Origin of the sequence: Streptomyces sp. NPDC020489, from assembly GCF_044386545.1 — a bacterium.
GTDB lineage: Bacteria > Actinomycetota > Actinomycetes > Streptomycetales > Streptomycetaceae > Streptomyces.
Genome location: NZ_JBIRUZ010000003.1, coordinates 262,702 through 281,290 on the forward strand (window position 1 = coordinate 262,702; position 18,589 = coordinate 281,290).

Sequence of the window (18,589 nt, forward strand, 5' to 3'; positions counted from 1 at the left end):
GGCGCGGGGAACCGCGCGACCGGCCGCCACGCACCCGTGGACGGCATCATCGCGCGGTTCTCGGCTTCGGCTCCGGATGCGGCGCGCACCCCGCCCGCCGCGCCGGCAGCCGGCCTTCCAGGAGATACGCGTCGACATACCCGTTGACGCACCGATTGGGCCCGCCGGCGATCCCATGGGTTCCGGCGTCCCGCTCCGTCACCAGCACCGAGCCCGACAGCCGGCGGTGCATCTCCAGCGCCCCCTGGTACGGCGCGGCGGCATCCCGCTCGGCGGCCAGGATCAGCGTGGGCGGCAACTCCCCGGGCCCCGTCCGCACATCGAGGACCTGCTGACGCGGCGCGGGCCAGTACGCGCAGGGCAGGTTCGTCCACACGTTGTCCCAGGTCTCGAACGGCGCCACCCGTGCGAGCCGCGTGTTGTCGCGGTCCCACACCCTGAAGTCCGTCGGCCAGGGGGCGTCGTTGCACTCGACGGCCGTGTAGACCGCGGTGGAGTTCTCCGCCTCCTTCGCCGCCTCCGGATGCGGCCCCGCCTGCTCGATCAGCTGCTTCGGGTGGCCCTTCAGATACTTCGAGAGCGCCTCGGCGCGGTGCGGCCAGTAGTCGTCGTAGTACCCGGCCGTCAGGAACGCCCCCTGCAACTGCCCGGGCCCGACCTTCCCGCCCGCGGGCTCCGCCGCCAGCCGGGCCGCCGCCCGGTCGTAGCTGCGCTGCACCCGCTCCGCGGTGTCGCCGAGCCCGTACACCTTGTGGTGCTTGGCGACCCACTCCCGGAAGTCCGCCCAGCGGCCCTCGAACGCGGCCGACTGGTCGAGGTTGTTGCGGTACCAGACCTGCGCCGGGTCCGGGTTCACCGCCGCGTCGAAGACCATCCGCCGCACGTGCGAGGGGAACAGCGCCGCGTACAGCGCCCCGAAGTAGGTGCCGTACGAGGCCCCCATGAACGTCAGCCTCTCCTCGCCCAGCGCGGCGCGCAGGACGTCGAGGTCACGGGCGTTGTTGAGCGAGGTGTAGTGCCGCAGCGCGCTGCCCGCCCGCTTGACGCAGCCGTGCACGTAGGCCTTCGCCTCGGCGACGCGCTCGCGCTTGTACGACTCCGAGGGGTGCGTCGGGGCCTGCGAGGGCGCTTTGTAGAAGCGCCTCGGGTCCTGGCAGGACAGCGGAGCGGAGCGGCCGACACCGCGCGGGGCGTAGCCGACGAGGTCGTACGCCGCCGCCAGCCGCTTCCACTCCGGGACCACGCCGATCAGCGGGAAGTACATCCCGGAGCCGCCGGGGCCGCCCGGGTTGTAGACCAGGGAGCCCTGCCGGGGCACCCTGCGCTTGCTGTTGTGCGGGTCCTTGTGGGTGGCCCGGACCCGGCTGACGGTGAGCTTGATCTGCTTGCCGTCGGGGTGCGCGTAGTCGAGCGGGACGGAGACCGTGCCGCACTGGACGTCGGCCGGCAGGTCCTCCACCGCGGCGCACCTGCCGAAGGCGATGCCCCGGGCCTCGGCGCGCGCGGCGGCCGTCGCGGTGCCCCGCAGCTCGGCCGCGCCGGGAACGCTGGTGGCGCCGCCCGCGGGAGCGGCGGCGAGGGCTGTCAGGAGCAAGGACCCGGCGGCCGAGTAGAGCGCGGGGGCGGGGGCTCTCATCGCGTATCCCTTCAGTGCACGGCAGCAACAGAAGGGATGGTTCGTTCGGCGGTCGGCCAAGGCAAGCACCACCCGGCCGGTGTCGGCGCCAATGCCCCCTATGCGCCCCCGGCGTGCCCGGCGCGCCAGTGCTGCTCGCGGTCGGCGAAGGCCGCGCGCAGATCCGGCTCACCGACGGCCGCCACGCCCCGGACCGCCACGGTCGTCAGATACGTACGGTCGTCGGCGCCGCCGGTGCGCCGGGCCAGTGCGCCGAGCAGCCGCTGACCGGCCGGGGAGGCCCAGCGGGAGTACGGGTGGACCTCGACGCGGGCGATGGCCAGGCAACTGAGGGTGAGGGCGAGGGGGAGCGCGAACCAGAGGGCGACCAGATGGCGCGGCATCTCCGAGGGGGCCGGCGTCAGCAGCGCGAGCGCGCCCAGCGCCACGACGGCGAGCGCGGCCAGCCGCACCTGACGGACGGCCGCCGCGACCGAGGTCCGGGCGCCGTCGGGCACCGCGAGGCCGTCGCGGACCAGCCGGTCGGCGAGGCCGCGCACCGGGGCGGCGGTGGCCGCGGCGTCCCGCACCGGGGCGATCCGGGACTGTCCCTCCGGTCCGATCGCCCCGATGACCGAGCGCTCGATCTCGTCCCGGCCCCGGGGGTCGACGACGGTCGCCCAGCCGGTGTGCGCGAGCAGCAGCCTGCGCTGCCGGGCCATGGAGACCAGGGTGAGGTCGGCGACCCGGCGTGGTCCGCCGGACAGGAACGCCGCCTCGTACAGCGTGAGGTCGTGTCCGTGGCCCGCGTCCACGTCGTCGGCTGCGGCGCGTACGGCGGCCAGGCACAGGCGCGTACACGCGGTTCCGGCGGCGGCCCAGGCCAGCAGCAGGAGAAGGACCCAGAACATGACGCTGTTCTATGCGAAAGGGTCCGGCCGGCGCCATGCCTCGTTCACGATCCGGACGATGCGTTGCCGGTATGTGACGTTCCCCTTAGTTCCGGCCGGGGGGCGGGCTGCTGGCCGGTGGGGGCAGCGGGTAGCTCGGGGTCGCCGGGACGGCCGGGGGTGGGGTGGCGGTGAGGGGCGGTGGGGCGGGGGAGGCCGTGATCGGGGGTGTGCTGCCGGCGGCCATGTCCTGGGCCAGGGCGTCGAAGTCGACGTATCCGGTGGCCTCCAGGACCTTGATGTGGTCCAGGACCGTGGTGTTGGCGTCGTCGGCGAGGGCGCGGACCAGGGAGTTGCGGGTGCCGGCGCGGACCTGGGCGACGACCGAGAAGACCTTGCCGTGGGCGAGGCGCAGGAGGTTGGCGAACTGGCGGTCGTACTCGACGCCCTGGGACGCGTCCAGGGTCGCCAGCCACTGCTTCTGCTGGTCGTTCGGCTCGTCGGGGAGTGCCAGTCCGAGGTGCGAGGCGACGTCGCGGACCCGCTCGTCCAGGAAGGTGTGCCCCTCGATGAGGTGTTGCCCCGCCGTCCGCACCGCGGCTGTCGTGCCCTTGTACTGGGCCTGCCGGCCGGCGGGCAGTTCCCACAGTCCGGCCAGCCGGACCTTGGTGACGAACTCCCGGTCCAGGGCGGACAGCGGCCCGTAACTCGTGGACACGGTCGTGGCGTTGAGCACGTCGACCCCGGTCCCGGAGCGGTCGGCGTACGACCAGATCGGGAAGACCAGGGCCAGCAGGGTCGCGGTCAGGCCGGTGATGATGATCCCCGTGCCGCTGACGATGCCTCGGCCGTCGATGGGCGGTCGCGGTCGCATGGTGCCTCCTGTCACGGCACCGCACGCTAGTGGGCTTCGAGTGCGGGACTGGCATGTTACTGCGCGGTCCACACCAACTGCCGTACAGGAACGAATGGTTGCATCCGGGACACCAAGGGCGAATCGTGGAGGGCGAGTTGGTGGCATATGGTGGCAAAAGGCGCCGAAGCGGATGTGCGTGGCGGTCCTCGTGGCGGTGGTGTTAACCCGGGCACACTCGGGCGGGCACGTGGTGCCGCGGGGGCTTCCGGTGGTCCGCGTCGGCGTAGGCCGGGTCGGGCCGCCGCGGTCGGCGCGGACCGACGCGCGGTCACCGGCGCAGCAGCACCCGCCGGGTCGCCCGGGCCAGCCGTACCCCCGGACGGTGCGAGCGCGGCCGTGCTCCCGACCGCTCCAGCCACCACTCCCGCAACGCGGCCCGGCCCCGCTCGTCCGGGAGCCGGCCGTCGCCCAGCAGATACCGGGCGAAGTCCAGCGCGTCGCGCCGGTAGCCGTCGGTCATGGGGTGCCCGTGGGCGTACCCGAGGAAGGCCGCCCGGTACCGCGCGCCGAGGATGTCCGGCAGCTCGGGCGCGACCTTGGCGACGACGTCCGCCCGCTTCCCGGCAAGCGCCCGCGCCTGCACCCCGAGCCGCACCCGGTCGAACCCCTCGGGCACCGGCGTCCCCGCGACCAGCGCGGAGAGCAGGGCGGTCTGGGCGAGCGCGAGGCGCTGCCGGGCGGGGGCGGTGGTGCCGGTCGTGCCGGTGCCGGTGGGGGCGGTGGTGCTGGGGGCAGTGGTGCCGGAGGCGGTCGTGCCGGTCGTGCCGGCGCCGGTGGGTGCGGTGTCGTCGCGCGTGGTCCTCTGCTTCCGGATGCCGTGTGCCGGGCCGCCCGCGGCCTGCTCGCGGCCCTTGTCCAGCGCGTCCCGGATCGCCGTCAGTTCGCCCTCCAGCTCGTGCGGCGCGGGGAAGTTCTCGTCGCGCTCCAGGAGCACCCCCGGCGGCGAGACGCGGGAGGCGAGGTCGGTCAGGATGTCCAGGACCGGGCGGGGGACGGGGTGGGCGTGGCTGTCGTGCCAGACGCCGTCGCGCTCGAAGCCACCGGCCACATGGACGTAGGCGATGGCCTCCAGGGGCAGGTCGGCCAGCGCCTCGGCCGGGTCCTCGCCACGGTTGACGTGGTTGGTGTGGAGGTTGGCGACGTCGATCAGCAGCCTGACCCCCGTACGGTCGGCCAGTTCGTAGAGGAACTGCCCCTCCGTCATCTCCTCGCCCGGCCAGGAGATCAGCGCGGCGATGTTCTCGACGGCGAGCGGCACCGGCAGCGCGGCCTGGGCGACGCGAATGTTCTCGCACAGCACGTCCAGGGCGTCCCGGGTGCGCGGCACCGGCAGCAGGTGGCCCGCCTCCAGGCGCGGGGAGGCCGTCAGGGGCCCGCCCGCCCGGACGAACGCGATGTGCTCGGTGACCAGGGGCGAGCCCAGCGCCTCGGCCCGCTCGGCGAGCGCGGTCAGACGCCCCTCGTCGGGCCGGTCGGCGCCGCCGAGGCCGAGGGAGACGCCGTGCGGGACGACGGTCACCCCGCGCTCGCGCAGCCGCCGCAGCGACTCGGGCAGATGGCCGGGGCAGACGTTCTCGGCCACGGCCTCGACCCAGTCGATGCCCGGCATGCGCTCCACGGCGTCCGCGATCTCCGGCCGCCATCCGATTCCCGTGCCCAGTCGCTCCATCGTCCCCGTCCCCTCCTCCGGCCGACTCTCCCCGCCACCTGGATCCGCCGCGTCGTCCCCTTCGACGGCTCGCGGTTCCCGGCGGTGACGGGGGTATGGCCCCGGTGCCCGGACTCGAATCCCTCCGACCGGTCCTTCAGAGGAACATTTGAGGTTCCGGGCACCAGTGACCGGAGGTACGGGAGCGCCGGGCCGGGCGTTCAACGGGAGCGCCCGCCCCGGCGTTCAACCGGTGGCCGCCGTGTCAGCGCAGCGCGGGATGGTCGGCGACGACCGTGCAGGAGCCCGGGGCGATCTCGGTGAACCCGGCGTCCCGCACCAACGGCAGTCCGCTGTCCACGAGCGCACGCCACCGATCCGGGTGGGGAGTGCGTACGGCGAGCGGGAACCCGGCGTCCCGCCAGGCGGCCCGCTCCTCGTCCGACAGCTCCCACCAGGCGAGTTGGGCACCGTGCCCCGCCTGGGCCATCGCCTTGCCCGCCGACATCTCCACCCGCGGGCTCATCCACAGCACGGGCACGCCCGGGTCGGCGGCCGGCGGCGGCTCCGGGTCGTCCAGCTCGGTCCCCGACACCTGGAGCTTGGCCAGCTCCTTCGGCCAGCCGTCCAGCGGAACGGGCGGGAACACCCGCACCTCCGCCGACTTCCCGGTGACCGTGATCCCCGGCAGCGCCTCGGCCTTGCGCCACTCGGCACCGCGCGCCCGCCGCACGACCTTGCGGATCCGCGCGTCCTGCCAGTCCCGCATCGCCTGCGCCCACTCGCCCTCACCGAGGGAGCGTTCGTCGCCGAGCATCACGAGGACGGCACGGGCGGCGGTCTCGAGGGCGTCGGTGCGGGCGGGGGGAGCGGCGCGTTCGAGCCGTACGACCAAGGGCAGGACGAACTGCGGCGCGTGATCCCGGGCGATGACTTCGTGCTGGAAAGGGCTGTCGCTCACGCCGCCCACCCTAAAGGGCCCGACGAGCCGGGTGACCGGCACCAAGGGGCCCGAGGCAACCGGCCCCGGCCACGCGCCGTCATGACCACCATGGAACGCGATCTGCACCTGGACGACGTGGGCCGCCGCTACGGCCTGCGCGGCCCCTGGGTCCTGCGAGGCGTCGACCTCACCCTCACCCCCGGCAGCCTCACCCGCGTGGAAGGCGCCAACGGCACCGGCAAATCCACGCTCCTGCGCGTGCTCGCCCGTCTGGACGCCCCCTCCGAGGGCCGGGTGAGAGGCCGCCCCCGCACCGCCTACGTCCCCGAGCGCTTCCCCTCCGCCCTCCCCTTCACCGCCCTCGGCTACCTCACCCACCTCGGCACCGTCCACGGCCTGTCGCGCACCTCGGCCCGGCGCGCCGCAGGCGAGGTCCTGGAACGGTTCGGTGCCGACGCCTACGCCGACACCCCCATGGCCCGGCTTTCCAAGGGCAGCAGCCAGAAGGTCGCGGTCGCCCAGGCCCTGCTCGCCGAGCCGGAGCTGCTCGTCCTGGACGAGGCGTGGACCGGCCTCGACGCGGACGCCCGGGCGGAGCTGGAGCGGGCGGTCGTCGAACGGACCGTCGCGGGCGGGGCGGTGGTGTTCGTCGACCACGACCCCGGCCGCCTGGCGGGGGTGACCGACGCGACCTGCACCGTGCGCGAGGGCGGCCTCCACCGTCGTACGGCCGACGCCGTCACGCCCGCCGGGCCGCAGGTGACCGTCGTGGTCCAGGGGCCGGCCGGCGCGCGGCTGCCCGCGGAGGCGCGCCGCGCCGTCACCGCCGCCGACGAGAACGCGCCCGGCGGTTACCGGCTCACCGTCCCCGCGTCCCACTCGGACGTGCTGCTGCGCGCCCTGCTGACGGCCCGACCGCCGTGGCACGTGGTGAGCGTGCGGCAGGCGCCTGCGGAGGGCGGCCGATGACCGCGCTGCTCCGCTACCAGGCCGCCCTCCTCGCCCGCTCGCAGCGCTGGCTGCCGCCGGTCATCCTGTATGCCGCGTTCCTCGGCGTCGGGGTGCAGAGCGGGCAGCCCGTCCTCGACTCGCTCGGCTACGCCGCTGCCGCGCTGCTGCCCGTCGGCGCCTGGCTGGTGCGGATCTGCGTGTCCAACGAGCCGCCCGCGGCCCGCGCCTGTGTGGCCGCCGCGGTCGGCCCGGCCCGCGCGCACCTGGCCGCGCTGCTGGTGGCCCTGGGCGCCACGGCGGTGCTCGGCACCGTCACGACCGTCCTCGTGGCGCTGATCAGCGACCCGGTGGGCGCCGACCACCAGACGCGGGTGCCGCGGCTCTCGGCCGGTACGGCGGGACTGCTCGCGACGCTCGCCTGTGCCCTGCTGGGCACGGCCGTCGGCGCCCTCACCGCGTGGCCGCTGCTGCGCTCACCGGGCCGGGCGGTGCCCGCGATGCTGCTCGCGGCGCTGCTGGCGGTGGTGACGACCGGCTCCCCGGCCCAGGCGGCGGTCAGCGGCCTGGTCACCGGCTCCCGGGACGGCACGGTCCCGCTGCCGCTTCTGCCCCTGGCGGCGGCAGCGCTGCTCACGGCCGGCGCGATGGCCGTGGCCTGCGTGCTGACCTCCCGCCGGTCACCCTGAGCAGGCGGTCCGCTCCGCCTCCCGCCACTCGCAGCGGGGGCACAGGGTGATGCCCTTGTACGACTCCGGGTACTCCGTCGGCTCCCGGCACAGCACACACTCCGCGTACGGCGGACCCTCGGCGACCGGCGGCCTGGGCACCTCTCGGATCGTGCAGTAGTCCTCGCTCATGACTCCAGCGTAGGACGCTCATCGCCGGCCGGCGGCGGCCCCGATCAGCTCGGACACCTTCACCAACCGGTAGCCCCGGGCGCGCAGCTCCGGCACGATCGTCCGCACGGCCCGCTCGGTGGTCGGGGCGGCGCTGCGGGTGCAGTGCATGACGACCACGGACCCGGGGCGCACCCCGTCGAGGACCTGCCGGGCCACCGCGTCCGCGTCCGTCGCGAAGGCGTCCCCGCTGACCACGTCCCACTGCACGGCGGTGACCCCGGCCGGGGTGAGCGCCCTGAGCGCCGCACGGTCGTAGCAGCCCCCGGGGAAGCGGAAGTAGGGCCGCGCGTCCGGCACGCCCGCGGTGCGGAACGCGGTGTACGCGCGCTCGACATCGGTGCGCATGTCGCCCCGAGGGACCCTGGGCAGTCCGTAGCAGTCGCCGGTGAAGGCGTGGTGGCTGTACGAGTGGTTCGCGACCTCGAAGAGCGGGTCCCGCCCGATCGAGCGGGCCTGCGCCGGGTACTCCTCGGCCCACCGTCCCGTCATGAACACCGTGGCCGGCACCTTCAGCGAGCGCAGCGTGGCGATGAGCCGCGGATGGTCGAAGTGCTCGCCGCCCGCCGCCCGCGCCCCCTGGTCCGCGGTCATGTCGGCGTCGAAGGTGAGGGCGACGGTCCTGCCGTGCGTGCGGGAGCCGTGCCGGAAGACGGGCGTGAGACCGGCGGGGCCGGGGGCGAGGGTCGGTGGCCGGGAGGGGGTGGCGGAGGGGGCCGGGCGGGCGGTTCGGGGCGCCTCGGGGGCGGTGGCGGTGGTTGCGCAGGCGCTGAGGGCGGCGCCGAGGAGGCAGGCGGCCGCCACGTGGCGTACTCGAATGATCACCTTATGAACATAACGGGGCGAATCGGGCGCGCCCCGGATTGCCGACGCTCACGCGCCGGTCATGCCCCCTTCAGCAGCCGCTCCCGGCACTGCGCCACGTCGAAGTCCGCCTTCGGGTACCGCGGGTCCAGCGCCCGGAGATGCTCCAGCAGCAGGCGGCTGACGGCCCAGTTGCGGTACCACTTGCGGTCGGCCGGGACCACGTACCACGGGGCCCGCTCGGTGGCGCAGCGGTGCAGGGCGACCTCGTACGCCTCTTGGTAGGCGGGCCACAGCTCGCGTTCGTCGATGTCGCCGGGGTTGAACTTCCAGTGCTTGTCCGGGCGGTCGAGGCGTTCGAGGAGGCGGCGGCGCTGTTCGTCGTAGGAGATGTGCAGGAAGCACTTGATCAGCGTGACGCCGTCGGCGGCGAGGGACTCCTCGAAGTGGTTGATCTCCTCGTAGCGGCGGTCGAGTTCGGCGGGCGGGGCCAGTTCGCGGACACGGGCGATCAGGACGTCCTCGTAGTGGGAGCGGTCGAAGATGCCCATCTCGCCCGCGTGCGGGAGCTCCCGGCGAACGCGGCACAGGAAGTCGTGCCGGCGCTCCTCGGGCGTCGGGGCCTTGAACGCCTTGATGCGGCAGCCCGAGGGGTTGAAGTGGCCGATGACGTGCTTGACCGTGCCGCCCTTGCCGCTGGTGTCCATGCCCTGGAGCACCAGCAGCACCCGGCGGCGGTCCCCGGCCGTGCTCGCCGCCCAGAGCCGTTCCTGGAGTTGGGCGAGGTGCTCGCCCATCGCGGCGGTGACCGCGAGAGCCGCCTTCTTGTCCTTCGGGCCACCGGTCGTCGCCCTGGCGTCGTAGCCGCCTAGGTCGACGCGCTCGCCGCCGGGGACGCGGAGCAGTTCGCTCAGACCGCGCCGCTGCTTCCTGGCCATGGTGCGCCCCTTTCGGTCATCTCTCGATCATGCGCCGGGAGACGGGGGTGCGCCTCCCGGCGGATGCTCGGCCCGGACCTACCTGCGCCAGGGCCCGGTCACCGCGAACGTCGTCCCCGGCGTGTAGCAGTTGACGTACATCGTCTCGCCGTCCGGCGAGAACGTGACCCCCGCGAACTCGCCCCACTCCGGCTCCTCGTCGGTGCCGATGTTCTGGGCGTTGCGGGCCATCGCGTAGACCTCGCCGCGGCGCGTGACGCCGTAGACGTGCTGGGCGCCGTTGCCGTCCTCGCAGACCATCAGGCCGCCGCTGGGGGCGAGGCAGATGTTGTCGGGGGACTCGCCGGGCAGCTGGACGTCGGTGTCCGGGCCGAAGACGATCACCAGCGTCAGACGGCGCGACGACGGGTCGTAGCGCCAGATCTGGCCGTAGTGGTCCGCGGCCGAGCCGTCCGTGCTGCGGGCGAAGGAGGACACGAAGTACACGCAGCGGCCGCCCCAGTAGCAGCCCTCCAGCTTCTGCGCGTGCGTGACGCCCTTGGGCCCGAAGTCCTGGAGCCGGATGGGCGTCTTGGCGGCGAGCGGATCCGGTACGTCCACCCACTCCACGCCCTCGAAGCAGGCGCCGGTCTCCTGGATGGAGGACAGGTCCGGGACGCCGGGCACCCGCATCGCCTGGAGCCTGCCCCCGGCGCGCAGGGAACCCAGGCCGCCCAACGGCTTCTCGGGCAGGAACCGGTAGAAGAGGCCGAAGGGCTTCAGGAACGCGTCCTCGGTCTCGTAGACCACGCCGCGCCTGGGGTCGACGGCGATCGCCTCGTGCTGGAAACGGCCCATCGCGGTCAGCGGGACCGCGCCCGAGCGGCGCGGGTCGGCGCCGTCGACCTCGAAGATGAAGCCGTGGTCCTTGGTGTAGCCGTTGGTGCCGGCCCTGTCCTCGGTCTCCTCGCAGGTCAGCCAGGTGCCCCAAGGGGTGGGCCCGCCCGCGCAGTTGACGGCCGTACCCGCGATGGCGACCCGCTCGGACAGGACCTTGTTGCGGCCGTCGAGCGTCAGCGCGGTACAGCCGCCCTTGGCGCCCGGGTCGTAGGTGAGGCCGTCGACGGTCGGGACGCCGATGCGGCCGTTGTAGCGGTTCTCGTGGTTGCGCACGAGGTGGACCCGGCCGTGTCTGCCGGCGAAGGCCGACATGCCGTCGTGGTTGGAGGGGACCGGGCCCTCGCCGGAGCGGAGCTGGTCGCCCTCACGGGACAGCACCCGGTAGCGGAAACCTTCCGGCAGATCGAGCAGGCCGTTCGGGTCGGGAACGAGCGGGCCGTAGCCGGTGTGGCCGAGGTTCTGGGCGGCGGCCGTGCCCGTGAAGAGTTCGGAGAGGGCGCCGCTGAAGGCGATCCCCGCCCCCAGCGCGCCGGAGCGGGCGAGGACCTGACGTCGTGTTGCGGACATGGAGCAGCAACCTTCCTGCTGGCGGACAGGATGTGACGCCGCTGTGTCTATCACCTGGCGCGGGCTGCGGGAACCACGCGCGTAGAGGTGTCACCGCTCGGAGGGCCGTCCGTCGGCCGGGTGCGCGTGCGCTTGGACCGGATGCTCCGAGGGCCGCTCCGGGAACGGCGGCACGAGGGGGGTTCGTCGTGGCGGCGACCGCCACCGCCGTCTGGAGGAGCCGGAGCCGCAGCGGTAGCCGGAGGCGGAGCGGCAGCGGCAGCCGCGGCCCGGAGCAGGAGCCGCAGCCGGAGCCCGGAGTCGCAGCACGGAGCCCGCAGCCGCAGCCGGAGCATGGAGTCGCAGCACGGAGCCCGCAGCCGCAGCCGGAGCCCGGAGTCGCAGCACGGAGCCCGCAGCCGCAGCCGCAGCATGGAGTCGCAGCACGGAGCCCGCAGCCGCAGCACGGAGCCCGCAGCCGCAGCACGGAGCCCGCAGCCGCAGCCGGAGCCCGGAGCCCGGAGCCCGGAGTCGGAGCCGGAGCCGGAGCGGGGAGCCCGGAACCGGAGCGCGGAGCCCGCAGCCGCAGCCGCAGCCCGGAGCCCTGAGCGCGGAGTTGCAGCCGGAGCCCGGAGCCCGGAGCCCGGAGCGCGGCCGGCTGTTCGGACCTCGCCGGGCCCGCCCCCTCCCAGGGAGGGGGTCCTTCCGCTGCCGCACCGATGGGCCCGGCGCCTGGCGCGAGGCCAGGCACCGGGCCCGCGGCTACGGGGTGGTGACCCGCACCGGTTCCGTACCGACCGCGCTGTGCCGCTCCGCCCAGTTCTCCAGCGCCAGACGGCAGGCGTGGTCCAGGTGGTGCAGGCCGGACAGGTCCAGCTCCACCGGGCGGTCCTGCGGCAGCGACTCCAGGCTGTCGAGGATCTTGGGCAGCCTCAGGAAGGTCGCGTTGCCCGACAGATGCGCCTGGATGGGCCCGGCGCCCTTGTCGACGATCTCCAGCTTCAGATGCGAGGCCTCCCAGGCGGTCTTCACCACGGCCAGCGCCAGTCCGATCAGAACGCCCTCGAACATGCTGACCGAGACGATCGACACGGCCGTGACGATGAGGATCAGCGCCTCGCCGCGGTGCTCGCGCCACAGCGTCACGAGCGAGGCGACGGGGATCAGCTTGGCGCCGGAGTAGACCAGGATGCCCGCCAGCGCCGGGATCGGGATGTAGGCGAGGACGCCCGGCAGCAGCGCCGCGAACAGCAGCAACCAGACGCCGTGCATGACCCGGGACGCCTTGGTCCTGGCGCCTGCCTGCACATTGGCCGCGCTGCGCACGATCACCGCGGTCATCGGCAGCGCGCCGAGCACACCGCAGAGCGCGTTGCCCGCGCCCTGCGCGACCAGCTCCTTGTCGTACTCGGTGCGCGGTCCGTCGTGCAGCCGGTCCACGGCCGCCGCGCTGAACAGTGACTCGGCGGACGCGATCAGGGTGAACGCGACGATCGTGGCGAGCACGCCGATGCTCGCCAGCTCACCGAAGGCACTCGCGGACGGCGGCTGGACGGAGCCCAGCAGCCCCTGCACCTCGACGGTCGCCACCGGCATCGAGAACGCCAGGGCGGCCAGCGTGGCCAGACCCACCGCGGCGAGCGGACCGGGCACGGTACGGACCGAGGCCGGCATGCGCTTCCACAGCACCAGGACGGCGATGGTGCCGACCCCGAGCCCCAGCGAGGCCAGCGCTCGGGTGTCCGTGACGGCGTCCACGAGCGCCCCGGGCAGCCCGGCTATCTTGCCCAGGCCCGAGGCGGGGGCCTCCGTGGCGGTCATCGCGTACAGCTGACCGGCGATCAGCACCAGGCCGATGCCGGCGAGCATGCCCTCGACCACGGAGACCGAGATGGCCCGGAACCAGCGGCCCAGTCGCAGGGTGCCCATGAGGATCTGGAGCGCCCCGGTGACCAGCACGATGACCCCGAGCACGGGCAGCCCGTACTCCCGCACCGCCTCGAAGACCAGCACGGTCATGCCGGCGGCCGGTCCGGAGACCTGGAGGCTGCTGCCGCGCATCATGCCGGTGACGATGCCGCCGACGATGCCGGTGACGAGTCCGAGTTCCGCCGGGACACCGGAGGCGACGGCCACGCCCACACAGAGCGGGAGCGCGACCAGAAAGACGACCAGGGAGGCGGCGAAGTCCTGCCGCAAATGGGGGTATTTGGTCAGCATGGTCATCACAGGGCCTCGAAGGCGTCGGTGGCGGAGCGGTGTTCCCGCACGGCCCCGGTGTGCACCTCGTAGTACCAGGCGCGCAGGGTCAGTTGACGGTCCTTCACCTTCTTGTCGATGAACGGGTACGAGCGCAGCCGCAGCAGCTGCGTCAGCACATGGCTCTGCACTCCCTCGGCGACCGTCGGGTCCTCGACCGCCCCCGCGGGGCGCGGCGCGGCCTGCGTGAGCCAGTCACGCACGGCCGGTACGGCGGTCAGGTCGTCGCCGCGCACCAGGGCGCCGACGGCTCCGCAGTGCGAGTGTCCGCAGACCACGATGTCGCTGACGCCGAGCACCTCGACGGCGTACTCGATGGTGGCCGCCTCGCTGGTGGGGCGTTCCAGGGTGTACGGCGGGACGATGTTGCCGGCGGTGCGGAGTTCGAAGAGCTCGCCGGGGCCGGCGCCCGTGATCAGGGCCGGGACGACCCGGGAGTCCGAGCAGGTGATGAAGAGGACTTGTGGGGACTGGCCTTCTGCGAGCTGGGCGAACTCCTCAGGGCGCTGTCCGAACAGGCGGGCGTTGTCGATGAGGGGCTGCATCAGTGGTGACTCCTCCTGGCGCGCCTGCAGCGGCGCGTCGGGCTTGCACGACAGGTGGGGGGGAACAGCGGTCCTCTTCAGCCGCGGAAGGCGTGAAGTGCGGCCGGAGAGTCGGCTGTCGTCGTTCTGGATCTGTGATGCCGCGGAGCTTTGGTCGAAGCATCACTGACCGTGTGCGCGCTTGCGAACGTTGCCGTCACTGCGAAGAAGGAGAGGGTCGACAGGGGGTCGACGAGGGATGGGAGCACGGTCGGTGTCGTCACGTCTCGCGACATGCGTCCCCCTCCTCCCGGTAATCCATGACTCACGAGCACACCAAGGCTTGGTCAATGCCTGGTCAAGAAACACGTTAACCCTGCAAAGTTCTTTGCAGGGTTAACTTAACGTTTCCGGCTGAAGAGAGCCTGAAAAAGTACGTCTGCTGGCGCGAACCGGCTCTTGACCTGGGGGAGTTCGTCAATTAGGCAGGCTTGACGAGTGCTTTACCGTCACGGGCCAGCGCGGTGAGCCGCGAGATGGCCCGGAAGTACTTCTTGCGGTACCCGCCCTGGAGCATCTCCTCGCTGAACAGCTGGTCGAACGGCTGTCCGGATGCCAGAACCGGAACTTCACGGTCGTACAGCCGGTCCGCGAGCACCACGAGCCGCAGCGCCGTGGACTGGTCCGGGATCGGCTTCACGTCAGTGAGGCACACCGCCTTCAGGCCATCCGTCAGCGCGCCGTACCGGCTCGGGTGCACGCGCGCGAGGTGGCCGAGCAGCTGGGAGAAGTCGTCGAGCGAGGCACCCTCGGTGGCGTACGCCGCCTTGGTGACCTGCTCCTCCGAGAAGGGCGCCGGGGCCTCGGGCAGGCCGCGGTGGCGGTAGTCCTCGCCGTCGATGCGCAGCGGGCGGAAGTGGGCGGACAGGCCCTGGATCTCGCGCAGGAAGTCGGCCGCCGCGAAGCGGCCCTCGCCGAGCTTGCCCGGCAGGGTGTTGGAGGTGGCGGCGAGGGCGACACCGGCGTCCACGAGCTTGCCGAGCAGGGTGGAGACCAGGACCGTGTCACCGGGGTCGTCGAGCTCGAACTCGTCGATGCACAGCAGGCGGTGGCCGGAGAGCGTCTGGACCGTCTTCTGGAAACCCAGGGCGCCCACGAGGTTGGTCAGCTCGACGAAGGTCCCGAAACCCTTGAGTGCGGGCTCCGCCGGGGTGGCGTGCCACAGGGAGGCGAGCAGGTGGGTCTTGCCGACGCCGTAACCGCCGTCGAGGTACACGCCCCGGGGGCCGGCCGGGGTCCTGGGCGCCTTGCCCCTGCCGAACCCGAGGAAGCCGCGCTTTTCCTTCCCGCCGACGGCGTGCGCCCCGCCGAGACCGCCCGCGAAGGCCTCGAGGACCTGGACGGCCTCGGTCTGGCTGGGTTGGCCCGGGTCCGGGAGGTACGTGCTGAAGCGGACCGAGTCGAACCGCGGCGGCGGCACCATCTCGGCGACCAGCCGGTCCGCGGGGACGTGCGGCTCGCGGGCGCACAGGGACAGGGGGGCCGCGTCTGCTATCGGGCTGGTCCCGGAGGCGGTGGAGGAGGACGACACGGTTCCCCATGCTAAGCGCCGTGCCACACTGCACGACATGCGACGCCTGTTCCCTGTGACCGACCAGACAGCGACGAGGGTCTCCGCCGGGGGAGCTGAGGGGCCCGGGAGGGCCGGGGATGCCGGTGCCGGAGTGACAGACGGCTCCGGCGGGGCATACGGGGGTGATGCTTCAGGTGTTTCAGGTGGACTCGACGGTGGGCCCGGGATCGCGGGCGCTGATTCCGGTGGCGCCGTGACGGGCGGGGCCGGTGCCGAAGGCGGGGGCGGCGCCGCGACCGGCGGGCCGTCGCTCTCCGGGCTCGGCGCGGGGCTGCTCCACGGGGCCGGTGCGGTCGGGCGGGAGTGGAGTCTCGACGAGCTGGCCGAGGCCTACGCCTATCCCGAGCCCGCCGAAGGAGGGGCGCCGGTGCCCTGGTTGCGGGCCAACATGGTGTCCACGCTCGACGGCGCCGCTCAGCACGACGGGAAGTCGCAGCCCATCTCGAACGCGACCGACATGCGGATCTTCGGCACGCTCAGGGCGCTGGCGGACGTGATCGTCGTCGGTGCGGAAACGGTACGGCAGGAGGGGTACCGGCCCGCACGCGCGCGTGCGGAGTTCGCGGAGCGCAGGGCGGCGGCCGGACAGGGGCCCGCGGCGGCGATCGCGGTGGTCAGCGCCGGTCTGGAACTGGACTTCGCGCTGCCGCTGTTCACGTCCCCGCTCGTGCCCACCCTGATCCTGACCGGCGCCGCGGCCGCCCCCGACCGGGTCGCCGCGGCGGAGAAGGCGGGCGCCCGGGTGGTGATCGCGGGCGACGGCATGGGCGTCGAGCCCGCCCGCGCCGTACAGGCGCTCGTGGAGCTCGGGTTCACCCGGCTGCTGACCGAGGGCGGCCCGCGGCTGCTGGGGCAGTTCGTGGCCGCCGGGGTGCTGGACGAGCTCTGTCTGACGCTCTCCCCGATGCTCACCGTCGGGGACGCGCAGCGCATCGCGGGGGGCCCGGCCGTCGCGGTTCCGCAACGGTTCGCACTGGTGTCCCTGTTGGAGGAGGAGGGGTTTCTCTTCGGCCGCTACCAGCGCACTTGAGACTCGTTCAGTGATACCGCCGGTCTCGAAAACGGCGGAATCTACCGTTCCGTTTAGCTTCCGACGGGCACACTTGCTCTCGGGCCCCGTGAGATCACGGGGCAGGATGGTTTTTGCAGAAGGGGCGCGCGGTGTTCACAAGCGTATTGATGATCGAGAAGGCCCTGACGTCCGCCGACGTGGAGTTCGTCACCACCTTGCACGGGGACGAGCAGGTCTCCTTCCACGTACTGCTCCAGCCGCGCGGCGACCAGGCGGACCGCCTGCTGCGGGCCATCGACGACGTGGCGCTGGGCGAACTGGACGAGGCGGCCAAGGAGCACGAGGTGCCCGAGGGCGACGCCGCCAGATCCTTCGGCGAGCGGGCCCTGGCCGTGTCCCTTCAGGCGCTGCGCGCCTCCGGCAGCGCGGCCGAGGGGCGGCTGATCGAGGACCACCCGCTGGACTCCCTCAAGGCGCTGGTGGAGGAGGTCGGGGCGGACGAGGTGATCGTGCTGACCGACCCGCACTACGTCGAGGAGTTCTTCCACCGGGACTGGGCCTCGCGGGCCCGCCACAAGGTGGGGGTGCCGGTGCTGAAGCTGTTCTCGCACAGCAAGGCGTAGCGGCGGCGGCCGGGGCGGCGGAGGGTGCGGGCACGGCCGCCTGCCCGTGCCTGTCGGTGGCTCGGCATAGGCTTGGCCGCTGAACGTCAGCCCCACCTTTCACGCACAGGGAGACACGCATGGCACCCGGCCTTCCCACCGCCATGGACCGACCGCACTTCATCGGCATCGGCGGCGCCGGGATGTCGGGCATCGCGAAGATCCTCGCGCAGCGCGGGGCGAAGGTGGCGGGCAGCGACGCCAAGGAGTCGGCGACCGCCGAGGCGCTGCGCGCCCTGGGTGCCACCGTGCACATCGGGCACGCGCGGGAGCACCTCGCCGACGACGCGAGCTGTGTGGTCGTGTCGTCCGCGATCCGCCAGGACAACCCGGAGCTGGCCCGCGCGGCCGAGCTGGGCATCCCGGTGGTGCACCGCTCCGCCGCGCTGGCCGCCCTGATGCAGGGCCTGCGCCCGATCGCGGTCGCGGGCACCCACGGCAAGACGACCACCACCTCGATGCTGGCGGTCTCCCTGTCCGAGCTGGGCCTGAAGCCGTCCTACGCGATCGGCGGCGACCTGGACGCCCCAGGCTCCAACGCGCTGCACGGCGACGGCGAGATCTTCGTCGCCGAGGCCGACGAATCGGACCGCAGCTTCCACAAGTACGCCCCCGAGGTCGCGATCGTCCTCAACGTCGAGCTCGACCACCACGCGAACTACGCGTCCATGGACGAGATCTACGAGTCCTTCGAGACCTTCGCCGCGAAGATCGTCCCCGGCGGCACGCTGGTGATCTCCTCCGACCACGAGGGCGCGCGGGAGCTGACCCGCCGGGTGGCCGGTTCGGTGCGGACGGTGACGTACGGGGAGGCCGCGGACGCCGACGTCCGGGTGCTCTCGGTGGCGCCCCAGGGGCTGAAGAGCGAGGTCACCGTTCTCCTCGAAGGACGGGAGCTGACCTTCACCGTCTCCGTCCCCGGCCGCCACTACGCCCACAACGCGGTCGCCGCCCTCGCCGCGGGCGTCGCGCTGGGCGTCCCGGCCGAGGAACTGGCCACCGCCCTCGCGGCGTACACGGGCGTGAAGCGGCGCCTTCAGCTCAAGGGCGAGGTGGCCGGGGTCCAGGTCATCGACTCCTACGCCCACCACCCGACCGAGATGACGGCCGACCTGGAGGCCATGCGCGCGGCCGCCGGCGACGCGCGCATCCTGGTGGTCTTCCAGCCCCACCTGTTCTCCCGTACCCAGGAGCTGGGCAAGGAGATGGGCCAGTCGCTCGCCCTGGCGGACGCCTCGCTGGTCCTGGAGATCTACCCGGCCCGCGAGGACCCGATCCCGGGCGTGACGAGCGAGCTGATCATCGAGGCCGCGCGCGCGGCGGGCGCGGACGTGACGCCGGTGCACGACAAGGCGGACGTGCCGGCGCTGGTCGCGGGAATGGCGAGGGCGGGCGAACTGGTTCTCACCATGGGCGCGGGCGATGTCACGGACCTCGGACCGCGCATCCTGGACCGTCTCGCGCAGTAGAGCA

17 protein-coding genes are annotated in these 18,589 nt (G+C 73.2%); 5 read left to right on the forward strand and 12 right to left on the reverse strand.

Annotated features, from left to right (window positions below):
* Positions 1-46: 46 nt before the first annotated feature.
* The 5 genes from ACH41F_RS08265 to ACH41F_RS08285 form a co-directional block, all read right to left on the reverse strand.
* The gene (locus ACH41F_RS08265) at positions 47-1,636 is read right to left on the reverse strand and encodes an alpha/beta fold hydrolase (RefSeq protein WP_391233829.1); all 1,590 of its coding nucleotides are present in this window, start codon (positions 1,634-1,636) and stop codon (positions 47-49) included.
* A gap of 98 nt (positions 1,637-1,734) precedes the next feature.
* Positions 1,735-2,526 carry a TIGR04222 domain-containing membrane protein gene (locus ACH41F_RS08270; RefSeq protein ID WP_391233830.1) on the reverse strand — a complete coding sequence of 264 codons (792 nt, stop codon included), beginning with the start codon at positions 2,524-2,526 and terminating at the stop codon, positions 1,735-1,737.
* Between the two features lie 85 nt (positions 2,527-2,611).
* A complete protein-coding gene (locus ACH41F_RS08275; RefSeq protein ID WP_391233831.1) occupies positions 2,612-3,379 on the reverse strand; it encodes a DUF4142 domain-containing protein in 768 nt (255 codons plus the stop codon).
* Positions 3,380-3,689: 310 nt separating this feature from the next.
* A complete protein-coding gene (locus ACH41F_RS08280; protein ID WP_398833891.1) occupies positions 3,690-5,090 on the reverse strand; it encodes a DUF692 domain-containing protein in 1,401 nt (466 codons plus the stop codon).
* Positions 5,091-5,334: 244 nt separating this feature from the next.
* The gene (locus tag ACH41F_RS08285; RefSeq protein ID WP_391233833.1) at positions 5,335-6,030 is read right to left on the reverse strand and encodes a peptidyl-tRNA hydrolase; all 696 of its coding nucleotides are present in this window, start codon (positions 6,028-6,030) and stop codon (positions 5,335-5,337) included.
* A 90-nt stretch (positions 6,031-6,120) separates the two neighbouring features.
* Between ACH41F_RS08285 and ACH41F_RS08290 the strand changes: the two genes are divergently transcribed.
* Both ACH41F_RS08290 and ACH41F_RS08295 read left to right on the forward strand, forming a co-directional pair.
* Complete coding sequence (locus ACH41F_RS08290) at positions 6,121-6,981, forward strand: ATP-binding cassette domain-containing protein (RefSeq protein WP_391234000.1); 861 nt, start codon at positions 6,121-6,123, stop codon at positions 6,979-6,981.
* On the forward strand, positions 6,978-7,649 hold the full coding sequence (locus ACH41F_RS08295; protein ID WP_398833893.1) for an ABC transporter: 672 nt from the start codon (positions 6,978-6,980) through the stop codon (positions 7,647-7,649). Before ACH41F_RS08290 ends, ACH41F_RS08295 begins: the two co-directional genes overlap by 4 nt.
* Here ACH41F_RS08295 and ACH41F_RS08300 read toward each other — a convergent pair.
* From ACH41F_RS08300 to zapE, 7 genes are all read right to left on the reverse strand, one after another.
* Positions 7,641-7,820, reverse strand: coding sequence for a hypothetical protein (locus ACH41F_RS08300; protein ID WP_391233835.1), 180 nt, complete (start codon positions 7,818-7,820; stop codon positions 7,641-7,643). The genes ACH41F_RS08295 and ACH41F_RS08300 overlap by 9 nt on opposite strands.
* Positions 7,821-7,838: 18 nt before the next feature.
* Complete coding sequence (locus ACH41F_RS08305; protein WP_391233836.1) at positions 7,839-8,684, reverse strand: polysaccharide deacetylase family protein; 846 nt, start codon at positions 8,682-8,684, stop codon at positions 7,839-7,841.
* Between the two features lie 59 nt (positions 8,685-8,743).
* Positions 8,744-9,601, reverse strand: coding sequence for a PPK2 family polyphosphate kinase (locus ACH41F_RS08310; RefSeq protein WP_398833895.1), 858 nt, complete (start codon positions 9,599-9,601; stop codon positions 8,744-8,746).
* A gap of 78 nt (positions 9,602-9,679) precedes the next feature.
* Positions 9,680-11,047, reverse strand: coding sequence for an alkaline phosphatase PhoX (locus tag ACH41F_RS08315; protein WP_391233838.1), 1,368 nt, complete (start codon positions 11,045-11,047; stop codon positions 9,680-9,682).
* 741 nt (positions 11,048-11,788) lie between these two features.
* Complete coding sequence (locus ACH41F_RS08320) at positions 11,789-13,246, reverse strand: SulP family inorganic anion transporter (RefSeq protein ID WP_398834275.1); 1,458 nt, start codon at positions 13,244-13,246, stop codon at positions 11,789-11,791.
* 5 nt (positions 13,247-13,251) lie between these two features.
* The gene (locus ACH41F_RS08325; protein WP_391233839.1) at positions 13,252-13,830 is read right to left on the reverse strand and encodes a carbonic anhydrase; all 579 of its coding nucleotides are present in this window, start codon (positions 13,828-13,830) and stop codon (positions 13,252-13,254) included.
* A 460-nt stretch (positions 13,831-14,290) separates the two neighbouring features.
* On the reverse strand, positions 14,291-15,400 hold the full coding sequence (gene zapE, locus ACH41F_RS08330) for a cell division protein ZapE (RefSeq protein WP_391233840.1): 1,110 nt from the start codon (positions 15,398-15,400) through the stop codon (positions 14,291-14,293).
* A gap of 313 nt (positions 15,401-15,713) precedes the next feature.
* Here zapE and ACH41F_RS08335 point away from each other — a divergent pair, with 313 nt between their 5' ends.
* The 3 genes from ACH41F_RS08335 (at position 15,714) to murC (ending at position 18,585) form a co-directional block, all read left to right on the forward strand.
* Complete coding sequence (locus tag ACH41F_RS08335; protein ID WP_398834277.1) at positions 15,714-16,472, forward strand: pyrimidine reductase family protein; 759 nt, start codon at positions 15,714-15,716, stop codon at positions 16,470-16,472.
* Positions 16,473-16,603: 131 nt separating this feature from the next.
* Positions 16,604-17,077, forward strand: coding sequence for an indole-3-glycerol phosphate synthase (locus ACH41F_RS08340; protein WP_391233841.1), 474 nt, complete (start codon positions 16,604-16,606; stop codon positions 17,075-17,077).
* A 119-nt stretch (positions 17,078-17,196) separates the two neighbouring features.
* Complete coding sequence (gene murC, locus ACH41F_RS08345; RefSeq protein WP_398833898.1) at positions 17,197-18,585, forward strand: UDP-N-acetylmuramate--L-alanine ligase; 1,389 nt, start codon at positions 17,197-17,199, stop codon at positions 18,583-18,585.
* Positions 18,586-18,589: the final 4 nt, after the last annotated feature.

Coding starts and splice junctions, on each gene's coding strand:
- ACH41F_RS08280 (WP_398833891.1), bottom strand. CDS start 5,090: ATGGAGCGACTGGGCACGGGAATCGGATGGCGGCCGGAGATCGCGGAC.
- ACH41F_RS08310 (WP_398833895.1), bottom strand. CDS start 9,601: ATGGCCAGGAAGCAGCGGCGCGGTCTGAGCGAACTGCTCCGCGTCCCC.
- ACH41F_RS08265 (WP_391233829.1), bottom strand. CDS start 1,636: ATGAGAGCCCCCGCCCCCGCGCTCTACTCGGCCGCCGGGTCCTTGCTC.
- ACH41F_RS08320 (WP_398834275.1), bottom strand. CDS start 13,246: ATGCTGACCAAATACCCCCATTTGCGGCAGGACTTCGCCGCCTCCCTG.
- ACH41F_RS08275 (WP_391233831.1), bottom strand. CDS start 3,379: ATGCGACCGCGACCGCCCATCGACGGCCGAGGCATCGTCAGCGGCACG.
- ACH41F_RS08315 (WP_391233838.1), bottom strand. CDS start 11,047: ATGTCCGCAACACGACGTCAGGTCCTCGCCCGCTCCGGCGCGCTGGGG.
- ACH41F_RS08270 (WP_391233830.1), bottom strand. CDS start 2,526: ATGTTCTGGGTCCTTCTCCTGCTGCTGGCCTGGGCCGCCGCCGGAACC.
- ACH41F_RS08325 (WP_391233839.1), bottom strand. CDS start 13,830: ATGCAGCCCCTCATCGACAACGCCCGCCTGTTCGGACAGCGCCCTGAG.
- ACH41F_RS08290 (WP_391234000.1), top strand. CDS start 6,121: ATGGAACGCGATCTGCACCTGGACGACGTGGGCCGCCGCTACGGCCTG.
- ACH41F_RS08295 (WP_398833893.1), top strand. CDS start 6,978: ATGACCGCGCTGCTCCGCTACCAGGCCGCCCTCCTCGCCCGCTCGCAG.
- murC (WP_398833898.1), top strand. CDS start 17,197: ATGGCACCCGGCCTTCCCACCGCCATGGACCGACCGCACTTCATCGGC.
- ACH41F_RS08300 (WP_391233835.1), bottom strand. CDS start 7,820: ATGAGCGAGGACTACTGCACGATCCGAGAGGTGCCCAGGCCGCCGGTC.